The organism is Hymenobacter crusticola (genome assembly GCF_002154225.1).
Classification (GTDB): Bacteria; Bacteroidota; Bacteroidia; order Cytophagales; family Hymenobacteraceae; genus Hymenobacter; species Hymenobacter crusticola.
This window is the reverse complement of record NZ_MTSE01000002.1, coordinates 464,187-475,949: the sequence shown is the minus strand read 5'-3', so window position 1 is coordinate 475,949 and position 11,763 is coordinate 464,187. Positions and strand designations below refer to the sequence as shown.

Annotated in this window: 11 protein-coding genes; 5 read left to right on the top strand and 6 right to left on the bottom strand. The window is 55.0% G+C overall.

What is annotated here, in order from left to right:
- Positions 1-68 precede the first annotated feature (68 nt).
- From BXP70_RS05280 to polX, 4 genes are all read right to left on the bottom strand, one after another.
- Positions 69-335 carry a UBP-type zinc finger domain-containing protein gene (locus tag BXP70_RS05280; RefSeq protein WP_086592976.1) on the bottom strand — a complete coding sequence of 89 codons (267 nt, stop codon included), beginning with the start codon at positions 333-335 and terminating at the stop codon, positions 69-71.
- 41 nt (positions 336-376) lie between these two features.
- Complete coding sequence (locus tag BXP70_RS05275) at positions 377-826, bottom strand: OsmC family protein (protein WP_086592975.1); 450 nt, start codon at positions 824-826, stop codon at positions 377-379.
- A 74-nt stretch (positions 827-900) separates the two neighbouring features.
- Positions 901-1,971 (bottom strand): glycosyltransferase family 9 protein, encoded by a 1,071-nt coding sequence (locus BXP70_RS05270; RefSeq protein WP_086592974.1) that lies wholly within the window; start codon positions 1,969-1,971, stop codon positions 901-903.
- A gap of 174 nt (positions 1,972-2,145) precedes the next feature.
- Positions 2,146-3,894, bottom strand: a complete 1,749-nt coding sequence (gene polX, locus BXP70_RS05265) for a DNA polymerase/3'-5' exonuclease PolX (RefSeq protein ID WP_086593192.1) — start codon at positions 3,892-3,894, stop codon at positions 2,146-2,148.
- A 199-nt stretch (positions 3,895-4,093) separates the two neighbouring features.
- Between polX and BXP70_RS05260 the strand changes: the two genes are divergently transcribed.
- The 5 genes from BXP70_RS05260 (at position 4,094) to BXP70_RS05240 (ending at position 7,932) form a co-directional block, all read left to right on the top strand.
- The gene (locus BXP70_RS05260; protein WP_086592973.1) at positions 4,094-4,486 is read left to right on the top strand and encodes a hypothetical protein; all 393 of its coding nucleotides are present in this window, start codon (positions 4,094-4,096) and stop codon (positions 4,484-4,486) included.
- 132 nt (positions 4,487-4,618) lie between these two features.
- Entirely contained in the window at positions 4,619-4,954 is a 336-nt protein-coding gene (locus tag BXP70_RS05255; RefSeq protein ID WP_143436373.1) for a hypothetical protein, read from the top strand.
- Between the two features lie 112 nt (positions 4,955-5,066).
- A complete protein-coding gene (locus tag BXP70_RS05250; RefSeq protein WP_086592971.1) occupies positions 5,067-5,474 on the top strand; it encodes an EVE domain-containing protein in 408 nt (135 codons plus the stop codon).
- Positions 5,475-5,727: 253 nt separating this feature from the next.
- A complete protein-coding gene (locus tag BXP70_RS05245; RefSeq protein ID WP_086592970.1) occupies positions 5,728-7,299 on the top strand; it encodes a hypothetical protein in 1,572 nt (523 codons plus the stop codon).
- Between the two features lie 72 nt (positions 7,300-7,371).
- Positions 7,372-7,932 carry a DUF4252 domain-containing protein gene (locus tag BXP70_RS05240; protein WP_086592969.1) on the top strand — a complete coding sequence of 187 codons (561 nt, stop codon included), beginning with the start codon at positions 7,372-7,374 and terminating at the stop codon, positions 7,930-7,932.
- Positions 7,933-8,475: 543 nt separating this feature from the next.
- On the opposite strand, the gene BXP70_RS05235 is transcribed toward BXP70_RS05240, so the two are convergent.
- The gene (locus tag BXP70_RS05235) at positions 8,476-9,969 is read right to left on the bottom strand and encodes an OmpA family protein (RefSeq protein ID WP_086592968.1); all 1,494 of its coding nucleotides are present in this window, start codon (positions 9,967-9,969) and stop codon (positions 8,476-8,478) included.
- 358 nt (positions 9,970-10,327) lie between these two features.
- A complete protein-coding gene (locus tag BXP70_RS05230) occupies positions 10,328-11,620 on the bottom strand; it encodes an aminopeptidase P N-terminal domain-containing protein (RefSeq protein ID WP_086592967.1) in 1,293 nt (430 codons plus the stop codon).
- Between the last annotated feature and the right edge of the window lie 143 nt (positions 11,621-11,763).

Genomic DNA, 11,763 nt, shown 5'->3' with positions numbered 1-11,763 from the left:
AGCGGCCCTCTTAATCATTCAACCTTCACAACATTCCTACGCCGCATAGGAGAAGCTAGCTTCTCCTTCTAATACTCCGCCATTTGACTATCGGCGTAGCACCACACCCACTGCTCACCCGTTTCGCCCGACGACACCACGGGATGCTCAGTGGCGCGAAAGTGCTGGGTAGCGTGCTTATTCTTGGACGAGTCGCAGCAACCGACGTGGCCGCAAGTCTGGCACACGCGCAGGTGCACCCAGGTGTCGCCCATAGCCACGCACTCGGGGCAGACGTGCTCGGATGGCGTGGGAATAATCGTCTCGATAGCTTGAAGGTGCGCGCAAAGAGCCATAGAAGTTGCTTTTGACGGGTTAGTATAGCAAAGAATTGATATTACTCAGCCAGTGTTGTGATGATGCGCATAGCGCCACTCGTGAGTGTTTTCTGCACCGGACACTTTTCAGAAATAAGATGAAGGCGCTGGCGCTGCTCGGGGGTGAGCGGACCTAGCAGGCGCAGTTCCTTGGACACTTCCTCTAGCATTTCACCCGAAGCCTCGCATTGTTCACAGTCTTTGCGGTGGACACGCTGATGGCTCAGCTGCACTTCGATGCCTTCTAAGGGCCATTTTTTCTGCGTGGCGTACAAGCGCAGGGTGATGGCTGTGCAGGCGCCAAGGGCTGAGAGCAGCATATCGTAGGGAGTAGGACCTAGGTCTTGCCCACCAACGGCAACAGGCTCATCCAGAAAGAACGTGTGGCGGCCAGCCTGCACTTCCGCCAGTAAGGCTTCCGGACCAACTTTTACCACAACACGAGCAGGAACGAGAGGCGGCGTTTCCATGAGATTTTGGGGATAGATAGCTACTAGTATGCCCCAAGCTACACATCCGCAGCCATATTCGCTTTTGCGTTGCTCTAGCGCCCGTCGCGGGTCGGCGGCAAGTCTAGGTTGAAAGGTATTTCGCGCATGCACTTGAAGTGTCCGAGCGGGCACTTGGCGTACCCGATTTTGGAGCAAGGCCGGCAGCTTAGCCCTTCGCGCTCCAGAATGCGAAACTCGGTGCGGTAGGGATACATGCCGAAAGCCGGCACCGTATTCCCCCACACGCTGAAGATTTCCTTTTTGAACGCTGCGGCAATGTGCATTAGGCCCGTATCATGGCTTACTACAAACTGCGCCTGCCGCACCAGCGACGCCGACTGATTCAGCGAAAAATGGCCGCAGGCGTTGTAGATCAGTGTTTGCGCGGGGCGCTTGTCGGTATTTCGGGGAAAGTAATAGGGACTATCAGGCACGCTTCGCACGACTAGGCTATCCGTTTTTGCCTGCTGACGCTGCTGCTCAAAATGCAGCTCAATGACGTGGCCGGTACTTTCATCTTCGGGGCCGCCCAGCAACACGACGGGGCGCCGTAGCAAACCACACAGCTCGATAATACGCTCTACGGGCAGCCGCTTGGTGGCGTGCTGCGCGCCGATGGCAAACGCCACGTAGCCGCGCTGGAAATCGGCCGGCAATACCTCTAGGTCGACCTCGTCCTGGGTTGGAATAAAGTAATCGAGCCCTTTGCCATCGTTGCGCACGCCGAGCGGTGCGGCGGCCGCTAGGTACCGATCAACGATGTGCACGTGCGGCAGCGTGTTGATCTTGAAGCGCACTAGCAGCCACTTTTGCAAGTTCAACTTATCGAAGCTGGAAGCGTGTACTCCTAGCCGCAGCTTGATCATGGCCGTGCGCAGATTGTTGTGCAAATCGACTACGAAGTCGAAGCGCTCGGCCTGCAACTCCTTGACCAGCTCCCCGAGGGTACCAGTGAGGTAATGCGCCTTATCCACGTAAGGATTTGACTCGATAATGCTGCGGTACGCGGGTTTTGTACAGTAGTGTACCTGCGCGCCGGGCACTTGCTGCTTCAGCCCCCGGATTACGGGGGTGGTCAGCACAATATCGCCGATGGAAGAAAAGCGCAGAACCAGGATTTTCATAGAGGCTTGATAGGATGTAACACGGCAATCGATTTATAGCGCCTTGTAGAACAGAATCCCCTTCTACTCTATTTCAACAGCACAAAGGTTGTATTGCCTAGGCTAGGTAGCAGCGCCAGCAACAGGCAAAGTCGGTAATAAGCCGGTGGCGTTGCTTGCCTGCTACCTAGCTTTTTAGAATAGCGTCGTCTTGAAGGCTTCGGCCGGCTTGATGTTGGCTTTGCGCTCGGCAAAGTAGGTTGCCATTTCGTCGCCAGATAAGGCGTTGAAGGTCATTTCCTTCGTGAGTCCTCCTTTTCGCCCCATCATTACGCCGTAGCGCATATCGGCGTAGCCGTTGGTATGGTGCGCATCGGGGTTGATGCTCAGCTTCACCCCCTGATCCAGGGCATACCGGACCCAGCGCCAGTCGAGGTCGAGGCGCCATGGGTTCGCATTAATTTCAATGATTACATTATGCTGGGCGCAAGCATCGATAACAGCCTTGTAATTAATAGGATACCCTTCGCGCCGCAATAGCAAACGGCCGGTAGGGTGGCCTAGCATGGTGGTATAAGGGTTTTCGATGGCGCGCAGCAACCGGTTGGTGGCGCGCTGCTCGTCCATCTTCAAGTTGCTGTGCACCGAGGCCACAATGAAGTCGAAGGAAGCTAGCACGTCGGGGGCGTAGTCGAGGGCGCCGTCGCCGAGAATGTCGCTCTCGATGCCTTTGAAGATGCGGAAAGGAGCAAGTTCTTGGTTGAGTTGCTCGATTTCGCGCTGTTGCTGACGCACGCGGTCGGGGTTTAGGCCGTTGGCATAGTGCGCGGCCTGCGAGTGGTCGCAGATACCTAGGTACTCATAGCCGTTGTCGCGCAGAAACTCGGCCATCTGACGTAGCGTGTGCGAGCCGTCGGAGTAGGTACTGTGGTTGTGCAGGGAGCCGCGCAGGTCGCTGTCTTCGAGTAGCTTCGGTAGCTTTTGGGCTTTCGCCAGCACTATTTCTCCTAGGCCTTCGCGCAACTCGGGCTCTACGTATTGCAGACCAGCTTTCTGGTAAATGGCCGTTTCCTGGTAAAACTGTTCACGCTTCACCACTTGGCGCAAGGAGCTAGGTTGGCCGGGTAACGCATCCGGAATCAGCTCAGTTAGGTGCGCTTCGGCGCCGGTAAGTAGGAATAGCTGGTTGGTGTAGTCTTCCTTCTTCACCAAGTACACTTCCACTTTCACACCCGAGGCCGTAGCCGCGCCACGCCACGCAAAGGGCCCCGAACGCGTAGGATCAGCGGTAAGGCCATCGAGGCCGTTGAGCATCTCTTGTGCTTTCCAGGGCTGCGACGTAGCCGCTACCAGGCACACCGTTTCGATTACTTCTAGCCGGCGCCGCACTTCCCCAACTACAGCTACTTGGTCGGTGAAGAGCGTTTCCTGCAAACGGGCAGCTAAGTCATTGCCTAGCTCTTCGGCTTGCGGGTACAGCAGCTTGCCGCGGCTCTCCTGGCTAAACTCCAGGGCTTGCAAGATGGCGTCTTGGGTCTTTTTGCCAAACCCCTTGAGCTTGCTTACGCGGTCTTGCTCGGCGGCGTCGCGCAGGGCATCGGGGCTTTCAATACCTAGCTCCCGCCACAGGGCTCTAATTTTCTTGGGCCCAATGCCTTTGATGTTCAGCATTTCTACCACGCCGGGCGGTGTGATGCTAAGGAGGCGGGTCAGTTCGTCGAAGCTACCAGTATCGAGAAGTTCGGCAACGCGGGCGGCGGCAGTTTTGCTTAGGCCCGTGCGATCGGGCAGGCCGGTGCGCTCTATTTCGGCCACGGGAAACTCAAGCCGCTCGAGGGCGGCAGCGGTGCCTTCATAAGCCCGAATCTTAAACGGGTTTTCGTCGTGCAGCTCCAGCAACGAAGCCGCCAAGCGGAAGGCGCGGATCAGGGCGCGGTTATCCAAAATCAATAGGTTCTACGGCGTCTGGAATGCGGCTCAGGCGCCAGGTGGTAAGGTAAAGGTACGATACAGTACGCGGGAACTGTTACAGCGCCCTATCAGCTACATGACTAACTTGGGCCGCCGACGTATCAGTAGAAGCTGTACGTAAGCTGTTGCTATTTGTGAACTTCTTTCTCCTAGCTTCTTCGCTCCTAGTCTTATGCGCTTGTTCACTTTGTTAGCCTGCCTGAGTATCATGCTAGTGGCCGCCACTTGCCGACCAAACACAAATTCCTCCCCGGAGTTTCAGCAGTTGCACCGCACGTGGCTGCACGCTCAGGAGGAAGACCAAGGCGACGTGCTGGTGTACCGCCCCAATACCTACAGTTTCCCGCCGTCGCGCGGCCGCACTGGGTTCAGCTTCGACCCTAATGGCTTGTTTACCCAGTTTGACATTGCGCCCACAGATGGCTTGGAAGGACGCAAAGGCACCTGGAAGCCAGAAAGTAGCCATACCCTGCACATTACGCTCGACGATAAGCGCGACCCAGACTATCGGCTGGAAATTGTGTCGCTGGAAAAAAACGTGCTGAAAGTGCGGCGGGTGCAGTAGGGCTTGCAACCTCTCCACGTGCTTGGAGGCTCTTTAGCAGCAACTCTTCCCCTACACTACATGCGGCTTCTCAGATTACATTTCGCTGTATTCTTATTAGTTCAACTAACTTCTTGCAAGCCAGACGCTGATGTGGCTCCAACGTCGGCAAAGCTAGCTGACCGCACGTGGCTCCGGTCGCACGAAGAAGAGTCAGCCAACAGCTTCATCCAAGTTTATCGTCCTGAAAGCTACGCATTTCCGCCTTCGTGGCCCCGCACAGGGTACCTTTTCCATGCGGATGGACGCTTAGTTCACTACAATCCGGCTCCTAACGATGGGGGTTCTATCCCGTCAGAGGTAGGAACCTGGACATGGGAAGAAGCTGCTATTATCCACGGACATTTTTCCGCGCAATATGGCGCCGGCGATTATAAGCTGAAAGTCATAGAGTTGACGAACAGCATCCTCAAAGTGCAGCTTCTTTAGAAGAAGTATTCGACGAAAAGTTGAGAAGTTTGCCTGTTTGATAGACTATGCGCCCGGCTGACCGCCGCGCTACCTAGGTCTGCTGCTTCTCCATTTTAATTGCTTGCGCCGTATGAACTACTGGCTCGTTAAATCAGAACCCGTCAAATATTCCTGGACCGATTTTACCACTGAAGGCCGCACAGAGTGGACGGGCGTCCGCAACTTTCAGGCGCGTAACTACCTGCAACAGATGCAGCCCGGCGACTTCGTGCTCTTCTACCACAGCGTCACCGATAAAACGGTAGTGGGCATTGCCGCAGTGAGCCGCGTCGCCGCCCCCGACTCAACGGCGGAGGCTGGCAGTGGTTGGGTGGCCGTGGAACTCACGCCGCACCATGCGTTGTCTCGCCCTGTTTCCCTGGCCCAAATCAAGCAAGATGAGCGCCTAGGTCAAATTGGCCTCTTGCGGCAGTCACGCTTGTCGGTGATGCCCTTGCAGCCCGCCGAGTTCGACGTGGTGCTAGAGCTGGGCAGTTAGCACTAGGGCAAGTTACCACCTTAGCGAAAGCTAGGTTTCGGTCGCTTAAGCAGCCGGAACCTAGCTTTTTTGTTTGACCATGATCGTAGCAAAGCAGTGAACATTGTGCCACAGTTTACGTGTTGTTACGAAGCAAAACCGCACCAAAAAACACGTACCTATTGGCGAAATAGAACGTGACTTTGCCGCTGCTTCCTCGTATCTTACTTAGGTAACAAACGCCTCGCAAAGGCAGCACTGTACTCCTGCCGCTATGAAACACCCACTACTCCGCGTGCTTATGCTCCTACTGGCTGGTTTGCCAGCCTGGAGCCTAGCCCAAGCCCCTCCCACCCAACCCAACCGCGTTGAATTACCGTTGCCAGCCTACGCCAGCGACGTGTACGTGCAGACGCTAGCCGAAGACAGCAGCGTAGTACTGCTGGTAAACGACGAAAAGTCGGGCACCATGCGCCGCCAGATTAGCTTTCAGAAATTCGACAGCAAGTTGCGGACCGTATGGTCGCTGCCGTTGGAAGTAGCGCCCGAGTACGAGGTGGTACAGCTTTGCACGGAAGGCTCCATGGTATATGCGCTGTTCCAATCAGAATACACGCCCGATCATCTTTGGGTAGCTAGCCTCGATGCCCATGATGGTTTGCTGCACTCCGGGGCTTTTGAAACAAAAATCAGCCGCACGATTTATGAAGCCAAGGCGCTGGGCGGCAATCTGTTTGTGACGACGATGGTGGAAAACCACCTCACCGTAATGCTGCTCAACTTGCGGGTCGGTACGCACCAGTTTTTGCCCGCCGTGTACGAGACGTTGCCAACGCAGTTCACCTTCCTAGCCGACTCCGTAACGAAGCGAGCCAAGTTCGTGATGAGCCAATCGAACGGGCAGAAAACGCGCTTGCAGGTGAAACAGCTAGCCGCCGACGGGACGCTCCTGAAGTCAGAATTTGTGCAGGCTGAAAGTGAGCGGGGCCTTATTACGGCCCAAATCAGCCCGGGCGACAGCGCGGCCAACTTGCTCACTGGCACTTACACACTGCGCGACCCCCGCTATTCGCAAGGTCTTTTTGCCGCCGACCTCTCGGCGGGCACTACGCCTACGGGCTCCCGTAAGTCATTGCGTTTCTACGACTTCATGAATCTTAAGCACTTCTTTGATTTTATGCAGCCTGCCCGTGCCGCCCGGATGCGCGAACGGGGCCAGCGCATGAAGGAGTCGGATCGGCAGTTACGGCACCATTATCACCTGCTCATGCACGACCTAGAGCCTTACCAGGATGGCTACGTGCTAGTCGGCGAGGTTTATTTCCCTAACTCACAAAGCAATAGCGCTTTTAACAACTATTACGCCCGGAGCTTCAGCCCATATTACGCTAATGGTTACGTGCCTAGCTACTATCCGCTTAACGCGGCTAATAACACGGCCAACAGCTACCTAGCCTCGCAGGCCATCGTATGCGGCTTCGACCGCAACGGGATGCTGCTGTGGGATAATGCGTTCGTACTCAAAGACGTGCGGCAATCCAACTTGGTAGAAACTGTTCGGATTCGTCCGCTGGCGGGCGGCGAGAAGTTTGTAATGGCCTACCTCAAAGACGAAGAGGTTTATTACAAGATCATCGACCATGCAGTTGCCTCGCCAAACGATTTGAAGGTGACCCTAGCTACATCGCCCCAACCCGACTCAAAAGAGAAACCCTTGGATACCAATCAAGAAGGATTGCTGCCTTGGTATGGCAGCCGGTTCTTGGCGTATGGCTACCAGCACGTTCGCGTACCACACGGGTCAGACCGCGACGTATTTTTTCTAAATACGATTTCTTTCGAGTAGCCTAGCGGCCAAACAGCCGCCGCGCACTTGCGTACAGGAAGCAAATCGTATGTTTACGCTTTCTGTCATTTTATGAAACTTCGCTTTTTCTCTCTCTTTGTTCTGCTGGCGCTGCTGGCGGCGAGCTGCCGCACGGGCGGCCCCGGCCGCCCGGCCAAAACGGTTGCTGCGTTTTTCAACAAGTATCAGAACCGCCCAGGCTTCCGTACCACCGACTGGTCAGCGGGCCTCACCACGCGGCTCTTGCTGGGGCGTATTGGCAAGCTAGGTGGCGACAATGACATATCGCAGGCCCTGACGGCCGTGCGTGGTGTGAAGGTCCTCACCTTTACGCCTACTTCGGCTAAGTCGGAAAAGTTGGTGGCGGAAGGCTTGCTGAAGGAGGTAGACGGGCTGCTTTCTAATGAGCGTTATACACCACTCCCCGTTACTTCAAACGATAACAGCGCTGGTCAGCTTCGCTACTCTGCTCGCCATCAAGGCGACCGGGTGCAGGAGCTAGTAGCCACGGGCAATGTACAGGGCGCACCCGATTCCTTTATGCTGGTGGCCGTTTCCGGCGACTTCACCAAGGACCAACTCAATCAGCTCACTAAGTTTCTTCCCACTGCGGTCAGCCAGATTACGAAGTAAGCGTCTTTACTATTACATCAAACAAAAGGCCCTGCTAGCTAGCAGGGCCTTTTGTTTGATGTGCAGTAGTTGTTTGCAGAGGCACCGCCTTGCGTAACATAGCGCACTGCACGTGCGCCTACTCAAGGAATGGCAGCGTTAGCTCCTATGAAGTTGCTTCGTAGCACGAGTTGCCTCCGCTCCTATGGTTCTAGGATGCATCTGCCTTATACTGATTCAGGTATCAACTCGTGGGTTATTCGGCAGCCAATCAAGGCCAAACCTAGGTTTTGAGCTTGCTATATAAGCTACTCGCAACGGAAACTGTCCTGTTGATTCCTACCGAGTACGTTGCTTCTAGAGCGGTGAAGAGACGCAATATTTTGCGTCTCTACTAAAGAACGATTCTTAAACACACTGTGCATGTTGACCTAGCTCGGTCTATTCCCACTAACAGCATAACAGCTTATCCTAGGTTGTTTTTTTACTGACGAGTGCCAACAAAAAAGCGGCGGACCGGGTAGGTCCGCCGCTTTTGGTCGGTGAGCTTACACTATTCAGCAATTATGGCTGAGGTGCGCTCGGGATGTAGAACTCGAACTTGAACTCTACGCGACGGTTCTTCGCCTGACCTGCTTTCGACGTGTTCGGAGCAGCTGGTTGCGATTCACCGAAGCCTTCGGTCGTTACACGGTTCGGATCCATCTTCTTGTTGGTGAAGTAACGCTTAGCCGAAGCAGCGCGACGTTCCGACAAGCCTTGGTTGTATTCATCCGTGCCGCGGCTATCGGCGTGGCCCGAGATGCGGACGCTGTACTCAGGATACTGGTTCAGGATCGTGATTACGTTGTCGAGGGTTGGGTAAGAAGACTTGCGAAGTACGGTGCTGTTCGTTTCGAACTGTACAGGCTTCACTTTCTCCATCAACGCTGGGTCGATTACGCGGCAGCCAGTCGAGTCAACCGTCGAACCAGGAGCCGTGCCGGGGCACTTATCGCGGTCATCTGGTACACCGTCGCCGTCAGCGTCTACTACTACTGGGCAGCCAGTAGCATCTACTTGCGTACCAGCAGGAGTGCCGGGGCACTTGTCATCAGAGTCACGTACACCGTCGCCGTCAGCATCTGGGCAACCTTTTAGAGCAGGCAGACCAGCTTGGTCTGGGCAAGCGTCGTCGCCGTCACGTACGCCGTCACCGTCGCGGTCTGGGCAGCCCTCGAGGGTAGCTAGGCCTTTTTCGGTGGGGCACTTATCTTGATAATCCGGTACACCGTCGCCGTCACCGTCAAGTGGGCAGCCATTGGGATCAACAGCTACGCCAGCGGGCGTATCGGGGCACTTGTCTTTGCGGTCTGGAACACCGTCGCCGTCCGTATCTTTTGGTTTGCCTAGGCCTACCGTGATACCAGCGGTGTGTTGGAGGTAGCGGTCATTGATGTTGCCTTTCAGCGCTACCCCATCAACCCGGTCGCTCAGCGGATAGTGCTGGCCGGTTTGAACGAAGATGGAGAAAGCAGGCGAGAATTGCAGCTTGATACCAGCAGCGCCCATGATGTCGAATGCGTAGATGTCGACGTTGGAGTTACGCTGCGTTTGGTCGGTGAAGCGGCGGTCAGTGCTGGCGAAGAATACACCGGGCTGCACAATCAGGTAAGGCGCGAAGAACGCATCTTCTTTCAGGGCCCAAGTACCGTTGTTCAGCTTCAGCTTAATTGGAATGCCTACGTTCACTACGTTCGCATCGAATCCCCGCACGGTCTTCCCTTCTAACACATACAATGCGTTCTTGGGTGGGTTGGCATTGAACTTCATGTCGCCGTAGCTCAGGTTCAAGCCTACATCAAGACCTTTGGCTACGTAGCGATCAACGCCAATGCCGAAGCCTTTCTCGATCTTGTCGTGCTTAAACCACTCCGAACCTAGGTCGCCGTGGTACTGAAGGGTGCTGCCATAGATATTAATGGCAGTTTTTTGATCCGATGTCTGCGCGTGCCCGTCTGGGGCAGCCGCCAGCAGCGCCAGACCCAGGGCAGCAGATTTTGCTAGAACGTTTCTCATAGCAGGGTGTTTGAGGGTGAACAAAGACGTCCGGTGTTGTTGCATTTAGTAGGTGAATGCGTAAGAGAACTAGCTGCCTATACTTCGACTTTAAAATAAAGTTGTTGTCAAGGCGAAAAATGGAACCTTTTTTGGCCGATTTGCTCCCTACTACTTTATCTTGGCTAGATACTACTAGTAGTTGATTGTCAGCCCAAACGAAGCTTCTTCAGCCTCGCTATATATGGGTTTCAAATTTCTTATTTTGGGGCAAATATATTTTAGAAAAGCACAAAAAAAAGGCTCCCGTCTTATATCGGGAGCCTTTTTAGGCTTACTAGGCAAGCAATTCTGCCCTTCATGAGCGACACTGCACGCGCTAGCTCCGGCGCATAAGTCGCTCTATGTCTTCGATCTCCAATGGGATGTTCCGCATCAGATCTTCGTTGCCGTTTTCCGTGATCAAAATGTCGTTTTCGAGGCGAATTCCGAGCCCTTCTTCCCGGATATAAATGCCCGGCTCACAGGTATACACCATGCCCGGCTCGAAGCTGCGGTATTTGTCGCCCACGTCGTGCACGTCGAGACCTAGGTAGTGCGAAGTACCGTGCATAAAGTACTTTTTGTACAGAGGTGCGGCCGGATTCTGGTTCTTCACATCCGACTCGTTGAGCAGGTCCAGCTTGATCAGCTCCTGCTCCATGGTGCGCCCCACGGCGGCGTGGTACTCCTCAATGTTGTTGCCAGCAACCAGGTTGGCAGTGGCAAATTTCATGACTCGCAACACCGCCTCGTACACGTCGCGCTGACGCTTGGTGAAGGTACCGTTCACGGGAATAGAGCGCGAAAGATCGGCGGCGTAGTTGGCATACTCGGCACCGAAATCCAGCAGCAACACGTCGCCGTCCTGGCACTGACGGTCGTTGCTCACGTAGTGCAAAATGCACGCGCTGGGCCCCGAGGCAATGATGCTGCCGTAGGCAGGCCAGCGGCTCCCGTTGCGCACAAATTCGTGCAGGATCTCGGCTTCTATCTCGTATTCCCACACACCTGGCTTCAGAAAACCTAGCAGGCGCCGGAACGCTTTGTCGGTGATATCGGCCGCTACGCGCATTAACCGAATTTCTTCGGCGCTTTTGATGGCGCGCAGTTGGTGCATGATGGGCGCCGCACGCCGGTACTGATGCAGCGGGTACTGCTCCCTGATCCACTTGCTGAAACGGGCATCGCGCGTTTCGACTTCCACCACGGCCCGAATGTGCTCGTTGGAGTTCAGGTACACGTTTTCAGCTTCGTTCATCAGGGCCGGCAGCACTTGCTTAAAGGAGTCGAGCCACATGATGGTAGGAATGCCTGCTTGCGCCCGCGCTTCCTCTTTGGTTAGTTTGTAGCCTTCCCAGATCAGAATATGCTCGCTGGTTTCGCGCAAAAACAAGATTTCGCGGTGCTGCGGCAGCTTAGCATCCGGAAAAAGCACGAGGATGCTTTCTTCCTGATCGACGCCGGAGAGGTAAAACAAATCGGTATTTTGCCGAAACGCCATGGTACCGTCGGCGTTGGTGGGCATCACATCGTTGGACTGAAAAATGGCCAACGACGCCGGGGGTAGGCGCTCCGTGAAGTTGCGACGATTCTGAATAAAGAGCTGCGGATCGATGGGGCCGTAACGCATAAAGAAGAAACTTTGGTAAGGAAAAACGCGCCAAAGCGCGGCTTGCGCAAGTTAGAACAATGCGGAATACGGTTTGGTAGCTAGCTAGGCTAGCTTTCTTTTCTAAAGCACAGGAAGCAGCCAATGGCCGCCGCGCTCAGCAC